The sequence below is a fragment of the Halomonas sp. BC04 genome (assembly GCF_000568385.1).
This window is the reverse complement of sequence record NZ_AZQX01000281.1, coordinates 1-17,892: the sequence shown is the minus strand read 5'-3', so window position 1 is coordinate 17,892 and position 17,892 is coordinate 1. Positions and strand designations below refer to the sequence as shown.

The window sequence follows — 17,892 nt, the reverse complement described above, 5'->3', positions numbered from 1 at the left end:
TAACTGCTTAACTGGTAATGCACGTCTCACACCCACCAATACGTGGAGTAATATCTATGTGGACCAAACCTGCCTATACCGACCTACGTTTGGGCTTCGAGGTCACGCTGTACATCTCCAACCGTTGAACTTCCCTTTGATGCGGGATCTGCCTGGCTGATGCTCCCAGAGGGGGCATCGGCCTTTTGTTGTTGCGCGATGCAGGAGATCGAGATGCATGTACTGATACTGGGCGCCGCCGCAGGCGGTGGCTTCCCCCAGTGGAACTGCAACTGCCGGCTATGCCGTGGCGTTCGCGATGACAGTATCGAGGCCACACCGCGCACCCAGTCATCGATTGCGCTCAGCAGCGATGGCAAACGCTGGCTGCTGTGCAACGCCTCACCGGATATTCGTGCCCAGCTTGCCGACAACCCCGAGCTGCATCCCAGGAAGGCCCCCCGCGACAGCGGTATCATCGGCGTCCTGCTGGTGGACGGCCAGATCGATCATGTCACCGGCCTGCTGTCACTGCGCGAAGGCTGCCCCTTCGATGTCTGGTGCACGCCCAACGTGCATCAGGACCTGAGCGGCGGCTTCCCCCTGTTCCGCATGCTGGAACACTGGCAAGGGGGACTGAACTGGCGACCCATCGGCATCGACGCCGGCCACCTGGAAGCAGAGTTCGAAGTGCCCGACTGCCCCGGGCTGACCTTCACCGCCGTGGCCCTGACCAGTAACGCCCCGCCCTACTCGCCGCGCCGAGGCGCACCGACCCCGGGCGACAATATCGGTCTGCTGATCGAGGATCGCCAGCGTGGTACGCAGCTCTTCTATGCGCCAGGGCTCGGAGAAGTGGATGACCGGGTGCGTGGTTTTCTCGGTCGCGCCGACTGCGTGCTGGTCGATGGCACCTTGTGGCACGATGACGAGCTGGTTCGCGCCGGTGTCGGCCAGGCAACCGGCCGCGACATGGGCCACCTGGCGTTGGCCGGGGAGCGGGGCCTGTTGTCCGAGTTGGCCGTCCTGCCGCAAACCACGCGGCGGGTGCTGATCCATATCAACAATACCAACCCGATCGTCGACGAACGTTCCGAGGAGCGTGCCGCCCTGGCCCGAGCGGGCGTCGAGGTGGCCTTCGATGGCATGCATCTGGAGGTATGAATGGAGGTATGAAGCGCCCGATAAACCGGCGCCTCGCGATAAAAAGCACAATGTTTCCTTCGGGATGGATGGCATCGCCGGGCAGAGCTATGGCATCGTCTTTAACAAACGGGGAGTCAGAGGGAGTCTCGCCATGTCAGGTTTCACGTCACCACTGGCCAGCGCCACGGGAGAAGCCATGAGCCCCGCGGACTTCCGCAAAGCCCTGATGGCCAAGGGCGACTACTATCATATTCATCACCCCTACCAGATGGACATGGCCGAGGGGCGAGCCACACCCGAGCAGCTGAGAGGCTGGGTTGCCAACCGCTTCTATTATCAGGTCAACATCCCCCAGAAGGATGCCGCCCTGCTGGCCAACTGCCCCGATGCCGCCACCCGGCGGCGCTGGATACAGCGCCTTCTCGACCACGACGGCCATGAGAAGAACGGTGGCGGTATCGAGGCCTGGCTGATCCTGGGCGAAGCCGTAGGCCTGAGCCGGGACGAACTCTGGTCCCAGGAACACGTGCTGCCGGGCGTGCGCTTCGCCGTGGATGCCTACGTCAACTTCGTGCGCCGGGCCGACTGGCGCGAAGCGGCGATCTCCTCGCTCACCGAGCTGTTCGCCCCGGAAGCCCACCGCAGCCGCCTGGCCACTTGGCCGACCCACTACCCCTGGATCGACGAGGCCGGCTATGGCTATTTCCGCAAGCGGCTGACGGAGGCGCGCCGCGACGTCGAGCACGGCCTGGAAGTGGCGCTGGCGGTCTGCACCACCCGGCCGGCACAGGAGCGTGCCCTTGAGATTCTGCAATTCAAGCTCGACGTGCTGTGGTCGATGCTCGACGCCATGAGCATGGCCTACCAGCTAGGACGGCCGCCCTACCACACCGTCACGGATCAGCGCATCTACCATCGGGGGCTGTCATGACCATCACCGATGACGCCAGCATGAACGGAAGCACCGTCTATCGCCTGCGCCCCGGCTGGCGCCTGCAGTGGGAGGAGGCACAGCAGCGTCACGTGCTGCTCTATCCCGAAGGGATGGTACAGCTCAACGACAGCGCCGGCGCCATACTCGCCACGCTGGACGGCCAACGCGACGTGGATGGCGTGGTGGCAACCCTGCAGGCGCAGTTCCCCGACGCCCCTCCCACGGCGATCGAGCAGGACGTGCTTGAATTCCTGCTTGATGCCGACCGACAAGGGTGGATCCACCATGACTGAGCATACCGCTACCGCCAACCAGCCGCTGCCAGGCCACACCGGGGCCCCGTTGTGGCTGCTCGCCGAGCTGACCTACCGCTGCCCGCTGCAGTGCAGCTACTGCTCCAATCCGCTGGACTTCGCCAACGTCAAGGAAGAGCTCACCACCGACGAATGGATGGACGTGCTGACCCAGGCTCGGGCCATGGGTGCGGTGCAGATGGGCTTCTCGGGCGGTGAACCTCTGGTGCGACAGGACCTGGAGATCCTGGTGGCCGAGGCCCGCCGGCTCGGCTTCTACACCAACCTGATCACCTCGGCGCTGGGGCTCGACGAAGCGCGCATCCTGGCCCTGCGGGAAGCCGGTCTCGATCATATCCAGATCAGCCTGCAGGCCTCCGACCCCGATGTCGCCGCGGCGGTTGCCGGATCGCCCAAGGCGCATGCGAAGAAGCTGGCCATGGCCCGGGCGGTCAAGGCGGCAGGGTATCCCATGGTGCTCAATGTGGTGCTCCACCGCCACAATATCGACCGGCTCGACGACATCATTGCCCTTTGCGACGACCTGGGAGCCGATGCCGTGGAACTCGCCAACTGCCAGCTCTATGGCTGGGCGCACCTCAATCGGGCGGGGCTGCTGCCAAGCCAGGCCCAGCTCGAGGCCGCCGAGGCCACCACCCGGCGCTGGCGAGACACACTGGAGAAACGGGGCCGCGACATGCGCCTGCTGTTCGTGGTGCCCGACTATTACTCGGACCGCCCCAAGGCCTGCATGGGAGGCTGGGGTGCAATCTTCATGACCGTGGCGCCGGACGGTGCGGTACTGCCCTGCCACAGCGCCCGCATGCTGCCGATACATTTTCCCACGGTCCGCGAGCAGCCGCTAAAGAATATCTGGTACGACAGCGAACCGTTCAACCGCTACCGCGGCGATGGCTGGATGAAGGAACCCTGCCGCAGCTGCGACGAGCGTCACCGGGACGTGGGCGCTGTCGCTGCCAGGCCTACCTGCTCACCGGGGATCCGGCGGCCACCGACCCGGTCTGCGACCTCTCGCCGGATCATCACCTGGTCGAAGCGGCACGTCGTGAAGCAGCCGGCGACAGCCGCGCACTGGAGGAACTGACACTACGCAACGTCCATGAGTCCCGGGTATTCTGCCGGGCATGAGCGGACCGACACCCACCGAGACACTCGACACGGCGCGGCGCGAGGGACTGCCATCGGGAAGCCGGCTGCAGGGCATGCATCTGACCAACGGCCTGCACGTGCTGGCCGCGGAAGTGCCCGACGCCCGGCAGCTACGGCTGGTCGGCGCAGTGGGTGCCGGCTACCTGGACGAACCCATGGCCCACCGTGGCCTGGCCCACCTGCTCGAACATGCGCTCTTCCTCGGCTCTGCCGGCTTTCCCGGTGAGAGCGAGCTGAGCCGATGGATCGGCCTCCTGGGCGGCCGCTATAACGCCTGTACCGGTGAAAGCACCACCGACATTCATCTGCACCTGCCACCGGAGGCCACCGAAGAAGGGCTTGCCCGCCTGGTCGACCTCCTGGGCCGCCCCCTGCTGGTTCCTGAACGTATCGCTCACGAAGTCGGCGTGCTCGATGCCGAATACCGCGCCCGGCTGGCCGACCCTGCGCTGCATCGCCTGGCCGCCCTTGGGCGGCTCTATCGACCCGGACACCCGGGCCGGGCCTGCCATGCCGGCAACCGTGCCACGCTTGGTCAGGATACCGAGGGGCTGGTGGGTCACTTGGAGGATTTTCACCGGCGCCACTATCGTCCCGAGCACATGGCCCTGGTGATGCTCGGACCGCTACCCCTGGAGCGCCAGCTCGAGTTGCTGGCGCACCATGCAATGGGTTGGATGCATCCGCCGCCTCGCCAGGCCCCGGCGAGGGGCAGGCCCAGACCAGCCGTTGGGGTAAACCGGGTGGCGTCGCCTGGTGTCTGCCGGAAGCCACCGCCGGCTCCTCCACTTCGACTTTCGAGCTGTTCTGGCCGCTGCCCGACGACCTGAGCAGGGCACATGCCGAATGGCTCGACGCCCTGGTGGCACGACTGGCCGACGGGGCCTTGGCCGCCACCCTGCAATCGCCGCTTGGCCTCGAAGCACTCGATGTGTCGCTATCCTCGCCGGGGGCCGGCCAGGCGCTTGGGATTCGACTCGCCTTCACGGAATTGCAGCCTCACCACAATGATGTCGCCTTTTTCTCAACCCTGCTGGCCACCTGTCATGCTGGCCTGGCGCGTGCTCTACAACAGCCCATGCCGTGCCCTTCGCGGGTCACGAGCGATCTCGACGGCTGGCCCAGGCGTCTGGCACAGCGACTGGTCACCCAGGCGACGCACCCAGAGGCGACCGATACCCTGCCCCCCGCAGCGCCTTTGCTGCCTGGTTGACGCCCGGGCAGTGCCGATGGCTCTGGCACTGCCCGTCGCGAGACAGCATCCCGGATGATGCCTGGCATATCCTCGAGGAGACGGGCACCCACTACCGGATGCTACCTTCGCCAGACACGACCCAGGTGCGGGCCTTGCCCCCGCGACCCGCACCCCGGATCGCGGTCGAGTCCTCTCCCGAGATTGACTGGAGTAGCGACGCACCGGGATGCCTGCACCAGGACAGCCGTCTCGCCCTCTGGTGGGGCTCGCCGACAGGGCCGGCCGGTGGGCCCGAAGCAAGCTGGTGCCTGGGCTGGCCCGCGGAGTCGACGGGATACAGGTCCCGACTCGTCCAATGGCAACGCCACTGCCTGCCACTGCGCCAGGCCGCCGAGGCACACGGCCTGACCTTGCTGACCGGCAGCGACCCTCGGGGAAACTGGCTGCTGGCCTCGGGCGACCCCTGCCGGCTTCCCTCCGTCGTGGAACAGACCCTGAAGCACTGGCTGAAGGCTAGACGAGACACACCACCGGAAGCGACTCACCCGGCAGCGGGACTGATCGCCCAGCGTCTGCTATGCGAACTGGAGTCATGCCCCGCTCCCCAAGCTATTGCCCGCGCCACGTCTCGCACTGGTATCGCCGAACCGGCTCCTGCCCTGCTGTGCTGGGCCAGGGGAAGCATCGATGCCGAAACGGCAAGACTGCATGCCTACCGCTTCGCCGAGCGGCTGCCGAAGGCACCTCCTCGGCACGCCACCCCACCCGACACCGGCATTGGGGAGCCCGTCTGGCTCACGCCCCAGGGCTCGGATCAGGCGGTGATGCTGGAAGTCGCCGGCCATGACGACACCCCTCGCAGCCGTTTCCTGCTGCAGTTCATCGCGCAGTGCCATGACGCCGCCTTCCAGCATGCGATGAGACAACGACACGGCTTCGGCTATGTCGCCGCGGTTCGCTATCGGGAGGCCACCGGCTGGCCACGGCTCGGCTACGTGGTGCAGTCTCCCCACGCCTCGGTGGAAGCCGTCCGCCTTGCCATTGAGGACTTCCTCCAGGATCGGGGTGTCTCGCTCGCCTGCCTGGAGCCCACCGAGTTCAGCCAGCGGCTGAGCCGCCTGGCGGCCAGTCAAGGAAGCCCCGAAACCCACCTTGAAGGCGTCCAGCGGACCTGGCAGGCACTTCGCCGCCGGCAGTGGGCGGAGGAAGGCATGGCACCGAGCAATACTCCCTGGCCACCGCCACCCTGGGAGGAGGAGCAGGCAGCGCTGGCTTCGCTCACAGCCAGCGACCTCGCCGCCCTCGCCGATGCCCTGGTCGTGCCCGGCCTCCCTCGCCGCTGGTGGTTTCACGCCCCCCGGTAAGCCTTCCCGGCTTCCGCCATGCAATGTTGCCGGTGTGCAACGCACTTATGCCTCTGTAACACAATCATGTCACCGGGGCTCACCTAGACTGACATCAGCGCCGCCTCATCCTGGCGATATGCCCGGCATGCAACGACAACCCGACAAGAACAACACGGCGGAGGAATCCTTATGAAATCACGCGCTGCCATCGCCCTGGCTGCAGGCAAGCCGCTGGAGCTGGTCGAGATCGACGTCGAGGGGCCCAAGGCCGGCGAGGTGCTGGTGCGCATCGCCGCCACCAGCGTCTGTCACACCGACGCCTTCACCCTCTCCGGCGCCGACCCGGAAGGCCTCTTCCCCTCGGTGCTGGGCCACGAAGGCGCCGGTGTCGTCGAGGAAGTCGGCCCCGGCGTCACCAGCCTCAAGCCCGGCGACCACGTCATCCCGCTCTATACCGCCGAGTGCGGCCAGTGCAAGTTCTGCCTCTCCGGCAAGACCAACCTGTGCGGCAGCGTACGTGCCACCCAGGGCCAGGGACTGATGCCTGATGGCACCTCGCGGTTCTCGCTGGACGGCAAGATGCTGCACCACTACATGGGCTGCTCCACCTTCTCGGAGTACACCGTGTTGCCCGAGGTGTCGCTGGCGGTGGTGTCCAGGGAAGCGCCGCTGGACAAGATCTGCCTGCTCGGCTGCGGTGTGACCACCGGCATCGGCGCGGTGCTCAACACCGCCAAGGTGGAGCCGGGCGCCACCGTTGCCGTGTTCGGCCTCGGGGCCATCGGCCTGGCGGTGATCCAGGGGGCGCAGATGGCCAAGGCCAGTCGCATCATTGCCATTGACGTCAACCCGGACAAGTTCGAGCTGGCGCGCCAGTTTGGTGCCACCGATTTCGTCAATCCCAAGGACTACGGCGCCCCCATTCAGGAGGTGATCGTCGACCTCACCGACGGCGGCGTCGACTACTCCTTCGAGTGCATCGGCAACGTCAACGTGATGCGCTCGGCACTGGAGTGCTGCCACAAGGGCTGGGGCGAATCGGTGATCATCGGCGTTGCCGGCGCCGGCGAGGAGATATCCACGCGGCCGTTCCAACTGGTCACCGGAAGGGTCTGGAAAGGCTCGGCCTTCGGTGGGGTGAAGGGGCGCTCCGAGCTTCCCGGCTACGTGCAGCGCTACATGGACGGCGAGATCAAGATCGACGAGTTCATCACCCACGACTTGCCCTTCGAGCAGATCAACGAGGCCTTCGAGCTGCTGCACGCCGGCAAGAGTATCCGTACCGTGCTTCGCTATTGAGACGCGTCCGGAGCCACGTGAATGACACACGCCCGGAGCCACGCAAACAACACGCGCCTGGACCAATGCCATGACAACAAGAACAGGAAGGGAGTGCATACCAATGAGCCTGATGGACACTCTGAAGCGCTGGGTTGGAGGGCAGAAAGCGGCACCCCCCGCGAGAGACCACGCCTCCACGGCACAGCAACCAAGCCACGGCCGGCCAGCAGATTCCGCACCGGCCTCCACCTCAGCCGCCGCTACCCAGGGGGCAACAACCATGAACCCGACCATCCACCCCGCTGTGGACAACGGCGTCAAAGCGGGAAGTGACGCCTTCAACGGCGGCTCCCTGCACTGTCACTGTGACAGCGACAGGGTCGAAGTCACCGTCAAGGCGCAGTGCGCCCACAACCACGTCTGCGGTTGTACCAAGTGCTGGAAACCGGCCGGCGCCACCTTCTCGATGGTGGCCGTGGTTCCCCGAGACAGCCTCAGTGTCACCGCCCATGAGGAAAAGCTCGACGTGGTCGATCCCTCCGCCGCTATCCAGCGCCATGCCTGCAGGGGCTGTGGAGTCCACATGTACGGTCGCATCGAGAACACCGGCCACCCCTTCCACGGGCTGGACTTCATCCACACCGAACTCTCAGATGACTCCGGCTGGGCGGCACCGGAGTTTGCGGCCTTTGTCTCGTCCATTATCGAGTCTGGCGCCGACCCGGAGAAGATGAGCGACGTCCGCGCCCGCCTCACGGACCTGGGCCTGCCACCCTACGACTGCCTGTCACCACCTCTCATGGATGCCATTGCCATTCATACCGCCAAGGCCAAAGGAGTACTTTGACGGGGGCTCGGTATCGCGCGCTGAAACGCCATCGGGCGCCCCGTAAGGCGCCCGATGGCGTTTCACATCCCGTTCTGATGTGCTACTTGAAGTTCTTGCGATACATCTTGGTAATCTCACCGACGATACCGCTACGGAAGCTGAGCACGCAGATGACGAAGATCAGGCCCAGAATGACGTTGATCCAGTTACCCAGCGGTGACTGCGCCAGCATATGTTGCAGGCTGACCACCAGGCCGGCGCCGACCACCGGGCCGAACAGGGTGCCCACGCCGCCGAGCAAGGTCATCAGGATGACTTCTCCGGACATGTGCCAATGGGCATCGGTCAGGGAGGCCAGCTGGAAGACAATGGTCTTGGTGGAGCCGGCCAGGCCGGCCAGGCCGGCGGAGATGACGAAGGCCAGCAGCTTGTAGGCATCGACGTTGTAGCCCAGTGATACCGCCCGCGGCTCGTTCTCGCGAATCGCCTTGAGCACCTGCCCGAATGGCGAGTGCACGGTACGCTGCACGATGGCGAAGCCGATCAGGAAGATCGCGAAGACGAAATAGTACATCGCCAGGTTGCTGCGCAAGCTGATCAAGCCAAACAGCTGACCCCGCGGCACACCGTGCAGGCCATCCTCGCCACCGGTGAACGGCGCCTGGATATAGAAGAAGAACATCAGCTGCGCCAGCGCCAGTGTCACCATGGCGAAGTAGATGCCCTGCCGACGAATCGCCAGTGCGCCAAAGGCAACCCCCAGCAGCACCGCGGCGCCGGTCCCGATGAGTATGCCCAGTTCCGGCGTCAGCCCCGGATAGTTCGAGAGCAGGTAGCCGGTAACGTACCCGCCCGTCGCCAGGAAGGCGGCATGGCCGAAGGAGAGCAGGCCCGCGTAGCCGAGCAGCAGGTTGAAGGCGCAGGCAAACAGCGCAAAGCACAGCACCTTCATCAGGAAGACCGGATAGGCGACAAAGGGTGCCAGCAGCCCCACCACGATGAGCGCCAGGTAGAAGGCATTGCGTCGCATGTTGGCTCGACGCTGACGCTCCATGACGGGAGTCAGGGTTTGAGTCGTGGCCATGATGTCATGCCTCCTTGCCGAAGAGTCCGGCGGGTCTGAGCATCAACACCAGGATCATGACCAGGAAGATCACGGTGTTGGCTGCCTCGGGATAGTACACCTTGGTCAGGCCTTCGATCAGGCCCATGCCCAGGCCGGTGAGAATGGCACCCAGGATCGACCCCATGCCCCCGATGACCACCACCGCGAAGACCACGATCAGCAGGTTGGAGCCCATGGTGGGCGAAACCGGGTAGAGCGGTGCCGCCAGCACGCCGGCAAAGGCGGCCAGTGCCACGCCAAAACCATAGGTGAGCGTGATCAGCAACGGTACGTTGACGCCGAACGACTGCATCAGCGCCGGATTTTCGGTGCCGGCCCGCAGATAGGCACCGAGACGCGTACGCTCGATGATGAACCAGGTACCCAGGCAGACGACCAGCGCCGCCAGCAGCACCCAGGCCCGATAGACGGGCAGGAACATGAACCCCAGCTGAAAGCCACCCTGCAGGCTTCCGGGGTCGGATAGCGAGCGCCCGACACGCCGAAGAAATTGACCAGCGTGCCTTCGAAGATAAGCGCCAGGCCGAAGGTCAGCAGCAGGCCGTAGAGGTGATCCAGGTGGCCGATACGGCGCAGCAGCAGCCGCTCGATCGCCATCCCGAACAGGCCCACCACCAGGGGTGCCAACAGCAGCGCCGCCCAGTAGTTGATGCCCAGGTAGCGCATTCCCAGCAGGGTGGCGAAGGCACCCAGCATGTACATCGCCCCGTGGGCGAAGTTGACGATCTTCAGCAGGCCGAAGATCACCGCCAGGCCCAGGCTCAGCAGGGCATAGAAGGCACCGTTGATCAGGCCCAGCAGCAGCTGGCCCATGAACACCGCCAACGGCACCCCGAATATCATCGTCATGTTAGGTTCTCCTCGCCGTCAGAGGGGCGGCGGCCTGGGGCCGCCACCGTGTCTTGCACCGCTCAGTTCTGGACCAGGTCACACTGGCTTTCGGACAGTGGACGGTAGGCTTCTTCGGCAGGAATGGTGGCAAGGATGTTATAGAGATCCCATTCACCGGTTGATTCTTCCGGCGACTTCACCTCGGCCAGGTACATGTCGTGGACCATACGACCGTCCTCACGCAGACTGCCGTTGCGGGCGAAGAAGTCATTGATCGGCTGCTCCATCATGTACTCGCGCACGGTGGCCGTATCGTCGCTTCCGGTTGCCTCGACCGCCTGCAGATAGTGCATGGTGCTGGAGTAGATGCCCGCCTGGACCATGGTCGGCATGCGGTTCATGCGCTCGTAGTAGCGCTCGGACCACTCACGCGCCTCGTCATCCATGTCCCAGTACCAGCCGGTGGTCAACAGCAGACCCTGGGTCGTCTCTAGGCCCATGGCATGGACATCATTCAAGAAGACCAGCAGGCCGGCAAGCTGCTGGCCCGCTTCCACCACGCCGAACTGGGCGGCAGTACTGATGGCGTTGACGGTATCCGCACCGGCGTTGGCCAGGCCGATGATCTTGGCGCCCGAACCCTGGGCCTGGAGGATATAGGAGGAGAAGTCGTCGGTCGGGAACGGGTGACGCACGCCACCGACCACTTCACCGCCGCTCTCCTCCACGACCCGGGTCACGTCGCCTTCCAGTGCGTGACCGAAGGCGTAGTCGGCTGTCAGCATGAACCAGGTGTCGCCACCCTGGTCGACGATGGCCTTGGCGGTACCATTGGCCAGCGGATAGGTATCGTAGACCCAGTGGATATGGTTGGCAGAACAGTGCTCGTTGGTGATGCTGGACGCTGCCGATCCCGAAATGATGCCCAGCTTGTCGTTCTCCTTGAGCACATTGGTTACCGCAATGGTGACCGATGAGGCGACCATGCCGGCTACCATGTCGACGTTACGGGTATCGACCCATTCGCGCACGGTGTTGGCACCAACGTCGGCGCTGTTGCGGTCATCGGCGCTGAAGACCTGGATCGGGGCGCCGTTGACACTGCCACCGAAATCCTCGACGGCCATGCGCAGGGCTTCCAGGCCGCCCGGGCCGGCCAGGTCGCGATAGGTGCCGGACATGTCGGCCAGGTAGCCGATGCGGACTTCACCGTCGCTGATTTCTGCCTGGGCGGTGGTAGCTGCCAATGCGGCGGCGGCGGCAATGGCGATGCTGCTGGCGAGGGTCTTCTTCATGAAGGTCATTTACGTCTCCGTAGTCCCACAGGGACTGCTTGTTGTTGTGGCGAACGCTGCAGCTGCAGGTGTCGCTGTTCCGGTTACTGGTTACGCAAGTTGCAATTTATGGTTTTAATTCGCTGGTGGTTGAGCACAGGCCGCTCAGACCCCCAGCAGGGAGTGGAGGTGATCACGCTTCGAAGGCAGCTCGGCCGCGGAGATCTCCTCAATGATGCGCCCGTGCTCCATCACGTAGTGGCGATCGGCAAGCGGTGCAGCGAAGCGGAAATTCTGCTCCACCAGCACGATGGTCATGCCCCGGTCCCTGAGCTTGACCAATACCTCGCCCAGCGTCTGCACGATGACCGGCGCCAGGCCTTCGGTGATTTCATCGAGAAGCAGCATGCGTGCACCGGTGCGCAAGATACGCGCCATGGCCAGCATCTGCTGCTCACCGCCGGAGAGCCGGGTGCCCTGGCTGCGGCGACGCTCGTAGAGATTGGGAAACATCTCGTAGATCTCATCGAGACTCATGCCGCCGGAGCGCACCGTGGGCGGCAGCAGCAGGTTCTCTTCGACATCGAGACTGGCGAAGATGCCTCGCTCTTCCGGACAGTAGCCCACACCCAGGCGGGGGATGCGGTGCGGCTTCATGTCGAGGGTCTCGTTACCGTTGATCATGATTGAGCCGGTGCGCCGGCCGACCATGTTCATGATCGCCTTGAGGGTGGTGCTTCGCCCGGCGCCGTTACGCCCGAGAAGGGTGACCAGCTCACCGCGCTTCACGTCGAAATCGACCCCGTGGAGGATATGCGACTCGCCATAGAATGCATGCAGGTCGCTGACCCGAAGCATCTCGGCCCCGTCATGATCCCGGTACTCTACCTTGCCGGTCTGCTCGGCTAGCTGGTTCATGCGCTGGCCTCCTCTTCCTCTACCTCGGTGCCCATGTAGGCTTCCTTGACCAGCGGGTTTGCTGAAACCGCCTTGTAGTCACCCTCGGCCAGCACCGCGCCACGGGCCAGTACAGTGATTCGGTCACACAGCCGGCTCACCACGCTGAGGTTGTGCTCCACCATCAGCACGGTACGGCCCTTGGCAACCTGGCGAATGAGTTCGACGATGCGATCGACATCCTCGGCCCCCATGCCCTGGGTGGGCTCATCGAGCAGCATCAGGGTCGGTTCCAGGGCCATTGTGGTCGCCACCTCAAGTGCCCGCTTGCGACCATAGGGCATCTCCACGGTGAGGACATCCGCATATTCGGCCAGTCCAACTTGCTCGAGCAGGTCCATGGCGCGATCGTTGAGATGGTCGAGGGTTCGCTCGGACTTCCAGAAGTGGAACGAGGTGCCGATCGGCCGCTGCAGCGCCACACGAACGTTCTCCAGCGCCGTCATGTGGGCAAACACGGCGGAGATCTGGAAGGAGCGCACGAGGCCCAGCCGGGCTATCTCGTTAGCCTTCATCCTGGTGATCGACTTGTCGCGATAGAGAATCTCACCGCGGGTCGGCGGCAGGAACTTGGTGAGGAGGTTGAAGACGGTCGTCTTGCCGGCGCCATTGGGCCCGATCAAGGCGTGGATATGTCCTTCCCGGACCTGCAGGTTGACATCGTCCACGGCGGTGAAGCCGCGAAACTGCTTGGTCAACCCGCGAGTCTCCAGTATGAACTCCTGGGTCATGTGACGTCCTCTCTGGATCGCCGCTGGCGATACGTGCTGATTTGTTGTCTTTGTCATGAAAGCAGTGGCTGCGTGTACCAGCCGGGGACTTTCTAACCTTTACGTTAACGTAAGCTAGAGGACAGATACTCGCAGGGCAACACCTGAAACGTCGAACTCGACCAATGGCGTAGACCGCCGAGACTTCAATAGCTTGCAAACAAAAACGCGATGCCGCAGAGGGCATCGCGTGGATTCAGCATAGTCGGTTGATACGAAAGCGTCTTTCTCGTTCAGCACTCGATGGCATTCACCGCCAGCCCGCCGCGGGACGTCTCCTTATACTTTTCCTGCATGTCGCGGCCGGTATCGCGCATGGTGCGGATCACCTTGTCCAGCGAGATGAAGTGCTCTCCATCCCCCCGCAGTGCCATCTGGGCGGCATTGATCGCCTTGACCGAGGCGATGGCGTTGCGCTCGATGCAGGCACCTGCACCAGGCCACCGACCGGGTCGCAGGTCAGCCCCAGGTTATGCTCCAGGCCGATCTCGGCGGCGTTTTCCACCTGGGCAACGCTGCCCCCCATGACTTCGGCAAGACCGGCGGCGGCCATGGCACAGGCCGAACCCACCTCGCCCTGACAGCCGACCTCGGCGCCGGAGATGGAAGCATTCTTCTTGCACAGCATGCCCACGGCGCCTGCAGCGAGCAGGAAGTCCACCACGTCACGCTCGTTCGCACCGGCCTTGAACTTCATGTAGTAGTGCAGCACTGCCGGGATGATGCCCGCCGCACCGTTGGTGGGGGCGGTAACCATGCGCCCACCGGCGGCATTCTCCTCGTTGACCGCCAAGGCAAAGACATTGACCCAGTCCATGGCCGAAAACGTCGACGCGATCACGCAGGCATCATCTTCCGCCGCCAACAGGTGTCGATGCAGGGTGGCTGCGCGACGGCGCACGTTGAGCCCACCGGGCAGCACCCCCTCGTTCTTCAGACCGGTCTCGACGCAGGCCTGCATCGCCTCCCACACGCTCCACAGTTCGGCGCGCACCTCCGCCTCGCTGCGCCAGGCCTTTTCGTTTTCCATCATCAGTTCGCTGATGCGCAGGTCGTGCATACGGCACAGGGCCATGAGCTCGGCGGCGGAATTGAAGTCGTAGGGCAGCGCCGTGTTATCCGGATCCAATTCCCCGCGGGCGGCCTGGGCCTCGTCGACCACGAAACCACCACCCACCGAGTAGTAGGTGTTCTGCCACAGCTCTTCACTATGACCATGGGCGATCAGGGTCATTGCGTTGGGGTGATAGCGCAGGCACTCCTCGTGCCACTGCATATCTCGGGCCCAGAGGAAGGGAATCGACAAGCGGCCATCGAGCTGCAGCGTGTTGGACTCGAAGAGCTCCTCGAGACAGGGAGTGACGATGGCGGGGTCGATTCGGTCGGGCCGCTCACCCATCAGACCCATGATTACCGCCCTGTCGGTGCCATGCCCCTTGCCCGTGGCGCAAAGCGAACCGAACAACCGCACCTCAATTCGAGCGACACGCTCCAGCACATTCTGTTCACGCAGCGCCTGGACGAAGTCGAAGGCAGCGCGCATCGGACCGACGGTATGCGAGCTGGAGGGGCCGATGCCAATCTTGAACAGGTCGAAGACGCTGATTGCCATGTGATCACCTTTTCTGGTCGGCAACTGCCGATCCTATCCGTTCAGGGGTGGCCAAGAATGGATGAGCATCACTAAACGGTATTGCCATCCAACCACGATGGATTCTATGGTGGTCCTGCAAGCGCCACCGGGCAAACGAGAATATCTCCCTACTGAGTATAGAATGACTAAAGCATGAGCCGCCTACTCCACGCTCAGACACACGCTTGGCTAAAGGTATTCGCCATCAGCGCCCGCCACCTCTCCTTCACTCGCGCCGCCGAGGAACTGCACGTGACCACCGGGGCCGTCAGCCAGCAGATCAAGCAGCTGGAAGAGCGCCTGGGCTTCAAGTTGTTCCGCCGCCTGCCGCGCCGCCTTGAGCTGACCGAAGAGGGGCGCCGGCTGGCCGACGTGGTGGAAGAGGCCTACCAGTCGGTCGGCCTCGAAGTGAAGCGCCTGCGAAGCGGCGTGATGAGCGGGATCATCCGGGTACGCAGTGTGCCCGCCTTCCTGAGCAAGTGGCTGATGCCACGCCTGCCACGTCTCCAGGCACGCTTCCCCGACATCGAGCTGCAGATCATTGCCGAAGACAGCAGCCTGTCACTACGCGAAGGCGAGTTCGACCTGGCCATCGACCTCAATGACGGCCACTACCCCGGCCTGGCCATCACGCCGCTGATGGAAGAGGTGATCTTCCCGGTCTGCGCACCGGCCCTGCTGCGAAACCGCCCGTCACTATCGAGCCCCGAGGGGCTGGCCTGGTACCCGCTGCTGCACGATGTCACCGCCTGGCGAGGGGGGCACCCCTACGCCGAGTGGGAGCACTACCTGAAGTCAGTGGAAGCCCCACCGCTCAATGCCCGTCGCGGCTACACCTTCAATCGCCACCGCCTGGCCATCGAAGCGGCGGTCGCCGGCATGGGTGTCGCTATCGCCCGCCAGGCGCTACTCACCGATGAACTTGGCACGGGGGCACTGATCGCGCCCTTTCCCCAGCGGGTTCCCACCGGCAAGCGCTACGGCATCGTGCACACCAGCGGTGCGCTGGACGACCGCCGCGTGGCGGCGGTACACGACTGGATCGTCGAGGAAGCGGGACGCGACAAGCCGCCGGCATGAGCGGCCGCATCCACAGGGGCGAGCAAGCCACCAACGAAAACGCCTGCAGCTTGATCAGGCTGCAGGCGTTTTCCCTTACTGAACCGTGAAGGCGTTATTCGTCGAGGAACGAGCGCAGCGGCTCCGAGCGGCTCGGGTGGCGCAGCTTGCGCAGCGCCTTGGCCTCTATCTGGCGGATCCGCTCGCGGGTGACATCGAATTGCTTGCCGACCTCCTCGAGGGTATGGTCGGTGTTCATGTCGATGCCGAAACGCATGCGCAGCACCTTGGCCTCGCGGGCGGTGAGACCACCAAGGACATTGCGAGTGGCTTCGATCAGCCCTTCGCCAGTGGCCAGGTCGACGGGCAGCAGCATGGTGCCGTCCTCGATGAAGTCGCCCAGGTGCGAATCGTCGTCGTCACCGATGGGGGTCTCCATGGAGATCGGCTCCTTGGCGATCTTGAGCACTTTGCGCACCTTGTCCTCGGGCATCTCGAGTCGCTCACCCAGCTCCTCCGGCGTCGGCTCGCGCCCCATTTCCTGGAGCATCTGCCGCGATACACGATTGAGCTTGTTGATGGTCTCGATCATGTGCACCGGTATGCGGATGGTGCGCGCCTGGTCGGCGATGGAGCGAGTGATTGCCTGACGGATCCACCAGGTGGCATAGGTCGAGAACTTGTAGCCACGCCGGTATTCGAACTTGTCCACCGCCTTCATCAGGCCGATGTTGCCCTCCTGGATCAGGTCCAGGAACTGCAGCCCGCGGTTGGTGTACTTCTTGGCGATCGAGATGACCAGGCGCAGGTTGGCCTCGACCATCTCCTTCTTCGCCCGACGCGCCTTGGCTTCACCGATGGAGAGCCGGCGATTGATCTCCTTGAGCTCGGGCACCGCCAGTTGGACCATGTCCTCCTCGAAGGCGATGCGGCGCTGAGAGCGCAGAATATCACCGCGCATGGCCTCGAGGCGGTCGGCATACTTGCCATGGTTGCTGATGAAATCGTTAAGCCAATCCTGGCGCGACTCGTTGCCCGGGAATGCCTTGATGAACGTCTTGCGCGGCACTCGCGCCTTCTTGACGAACATCTGCATGACCGCCTTTTCCTGGGTCCTCACCTGCTCGACGCTGATCCGCACCTGGTTGACCAGACGCTCAAAGTGCTTCGGAACCAGCTTGATCGGCGAGAACAGCTCGGCCAGCCGCGTCAGCTCCGCCCGAGCTTCCGGGGAGTGGCGGCCATGGGCTTCCATGGCGGCACGCACCAGCTCGTTCTGCTGACGAATCTGCTCAAAACGCGCCTTGGCTTCCTCCGGGTCGGGGCCGCCGGTGGTCTCTTCCTCGGCCTCGGCATCCTCCTCGTCGCCCTCGCTGGCCTCTTCGTCCCTCGGCTCCTCCTCGGGCACTTCAGCCTCGGCTACACCGGGGATGCCTTCGTCTGGGTCGATGAAACCGGAGAACAGGTCCGACAGCCGACCGGGCGCTTCCTCGTCCTGGGTCGCATCGTAGGCGTCAAGAATCGACTCCACTGCACCGGGCAGGTAAGCCAGTGCCGACATGACTTCCCGGGTCCCCTCCTCGATGCGCTTGGCGATCTCGATCTCACCCTCGCGGGTCAGCAGCTCCACGGTACCCATTTCGCGCATGTACATGCGCACCGGGTCGGTGGTCCGCCCTACGTCGCTTTCCACCGCGGCCAAAGCCGCCACCGCCTCTTCGGCGGCCGACTCGTCAGTGGAGTGATCCGACATCATCAGGGTATCTTCATCGGGGGCCTCCTCGACGACACTGATGCCCATGTCATTGATCATGCCGATGATATCTTCCACCTGATCGGGATCGGCGATATCTTCGGGAAGGTGGTCGTTGACCTCGGCATAGGTCAGGTAGCCCTGTTCCTTGCCGCGCGCGATCAACTCCTTCAGACGTGACTGCTGCTGCGCATTTCCAGCCATAGAAACCCTATCTCGACGAAGAAGAATGAAGCACCTGAAGCGCTGGATGGAGAAAACTCATGAAGCCGAACAGTATAGCGGTAAATCACCCCCTACCGCCAGTTCGACCCAT

At 64.0% G+C, this 17,892-nt stretch carries 15 protein-coding genes and 3 pseudogenes; 11 read left to right on the top strand and 7 right to left on the bottom strand.

The genetic code is table 11. The features are described 5' to 3' along the window. Positions 1 to 56: 56 nt before the first annotated feature. The 10 genes and pseudogenes from pqqA to gfa all read left to right on the top strand — a co-directional run bounded on the left by pqqA (position 57) and on the right by gfa (position 8,191). Positions 57 to 128 (top strand): pyrroloquinoline quinone precursor peptide PqqA, encoded by a 72-nt coding sequence (pqqA, locus tag Q427_RS30440; protein ID WP_081786101.1) that lies wholly within the window; start codon positions 57 to 59, stop codon positions 126 to 128. 85 nt (positions 129 to 213) lie between these two features. Next, positions 214 to 1,143: a pyrroloquinoline quinone biosynthesis protein PqqB gene (pqqB, locus tag Q427_RS19215; protein ID WP_043516714.1), complete on the top strand. Its 930-nt coding sequence runs from the start codon at positions 214 to 216 to the stop codon at positions 1,141 to 1,143. 133 nt (positions 1,144 to 1,276) lie between these two features. Beyond that, the gene (gene pqqC, locus Q427_RS19210; RefSeq protein ID WP_051496532.1) at positions 1,277 to 2,056 is read left to right on the top strand and encodes a pyrroloquinoline-quinone synthase PqqC; all 780 of its coding nucleotides are present in this window, start codon (positions 1,277 to 1,279) and stop codon (positions 2,054 to 2,056) included. Beyond that, on the top strand, positions 2,053 to 2,352 hold the full coding sequence (gene pqqD, locus Q427_RS19205; RefSeq protein WP_231613794.1) for a pyrroloquinoline quinone biosynthesis peptide chaperone PqqD: 300 nt from the start codon (positions 2,053 to 2,055) through the stop codon (positions 2,350 to 2,352). The genes pqqC and pqqD overlap by 4 nt, the downstream gene beginning before the upstream one ends. Continuing rightward, a pseudogene (pqqE, locus tag Q427_RS19200) lies at positions 2,345 to 3,501 on the top strand (pyrroloquinoline quinone biosynthesis protein PqqE). Before pqqD ends, pqqE begins: the two are co-directional and overlap by 8 nt. After that, entirely contained in the window at positions 3,498 to 4,352 is an 855-nt protein-coding gene (locus tag Q427_RS19195) for an insulinase family protein (protein ID WP_043516713.1), read from the top strand. The pseudogene pqqE and the gene Q427_RS19195 overlap by 4 nt, the downstream one beginning before the upstream one ends. 32 nt (positions 4,353 to 4,384) lie before the next feature. Beyond that, the gene (locus Q427_RS32590) at positions 4,385 to 4,735 is read left to right on the top strand and encodes a hypothetical protein (RefSeq protein ID WP_043516711.1); all 351 of its coding nucleotides are present in this window, start codon (positions 4,385 to 4,387) and stop codon (positions 4,733 to 4,735) included. Positions 4,736 to 4,869: 134 nt separating this feature from the next. Beyond that, positions 4,870 to 6,081 (top strand): hypothetical protein, encoded by a 1,212-nt coding sequence (locus Q427_RS19185; protein ID WP_155833626.1) that lies wholly within the window; start codon positions 4,870 to 4,872, stop codon positions 6,079 to 6,081. Positions 6,082 to 6,252: 171 nt separating this feature from the next. Continuing rightward, complete coding sequence (locus Q427_RS19180) at positions 6,253 to 7,362, top strand: S-(hydroxymethyl)glutathione dehydrogenase/class III alcohol dehydrogenase (RefSeq protein WP_043516709.1); 1,110 nt, start codon at positions 6,253 to 6,255, stop codon at positions 7,360 to 7,362. A 262-nt stretch (positions 7,363 to 7,624) separates the two neighbouring features. Beyond that, complete coding sequence (gene gfa, locus Q427_RS19175; RefSeq protein WP_043516708.1) at positions 7,625 to 8,191, top strand: S-(hydroxymethyl)glutathione synthase; 567 nt, start codon at positions 7,625 to 7,627, stop codon at positions 8,189 to 8,191. A gap of 82 nt (positions 8,192 to 8,273) precedes the next feature. Here the strand turns inward: gfa and Q427_RS19170 are convergent, their stop codons facing one another. The 6 genes and pseudogenes from Q427_RS19170 to Q427_RS19145 all read right to left on the bottom strand — a co-directional run bounded on the left by Q427_RS19170 (position 8,274) and on the right by Q427_RS19145 (position 14,743). Next, the gene (locus tag Q427_RS19170; protein ID WP_043516707.1) at positions 8,274 to 9,257 is read right to left on the bottom strand and encodes a branched-chain amino acid ABC transporter permease; all 984 of its coding nucleotides are present in this window, start codon (positions 9,255 to 9,257) and stop codon (positions 8,274 to 8,276) included. Positions 9,258 to 9,261: 4 nt separating this feature from the next. Then, positions 9,262 to 10,148: pseudogene (locus tag Q427_RS36435) on the bottom strand (branched-chain amino acid ABC transporter permease). Positions 10,149 to 10,210: 62 nt separating this feature from the next. Further along, positions 10,211 to 11,434 carry an ABC transporter substrate-binding protein gene (locus Q427_RS19160; protein ID WP_043516706.1) on the bottom strand — a complete coding sequence of 408 codons (1,224 nt, stop codon included), beginning with the start codon at positions 11,432 to 11,434 and terminating at the stop codon, positions 10,211 to 10,213. 135 nt (positions 11,435 to 11,569) lie between these two features. Then, complete coding sequence (locus Q427_RS19155; RefSeq protein ID WP_231613793.1) at positions 11,570 to 12,322, bottom strand: ABC transporter ATP-binding protein; 753 nt, start codon at positions 12,320 to 12,322, stop codon at positions 11,570 to 11,572. After that, the gene (locus Q427_RS19150) at positions 12,319 to 13,092 is read right to left on the bottom strand and encodes an ABC transporter ATP-binding protein (RefSeq protein ID WP_043516705.1); all 774 of its coding nucleotides are present in this window, start codon (positions 13,090 to 13,092) and stop codon (positions 12,319 to 12,321) included. Before Q427_RS19150 ends, Q427_RS19155 begins: the two co-directional genes overlap by 4 nt. A gap of 272 nt (positions 13,093 to 13,364) precedes the next feature. Further along, a pseudogene (locus Q427_RS19145) lies at positions 13,365 to 14,743 on the bottom strand (L-serine ammonia-lyase). A 174-nt stretch (positions 14,744 to 14,917) separates the two neighbouring features. Here Q427_RS19145 and Q427_RS19140 point away from each other — a divergent pair. Further along, positions 14,918 to 15,844, top strand: coding sequence for a LysR substrate-binding domain-containing protein (locus Q427_RS19140; protein WP_043516704.1), 927 nt, complete (start codon positions 14,918 to 14,920; stop codon positions 15,842 to 15,844). Positions 15,845 to 15,938: 94 nt separating this feature from the next. Here the strand turns inward: Q427_RS19140 and rpoD are convergent, their stop codons facing one another. After that, entirely contained in the window at positions 15,939 to 17,780 is a 1,842-nt protein-coding gene (gene rpoD, locus Q427_RS19135) for an RNA polymerase sigma factor RpoD (protein WP_043516703.1), read from the bottom strand. Positions 17,781 to 17,892: the final 112 nt, after the last annotated feature.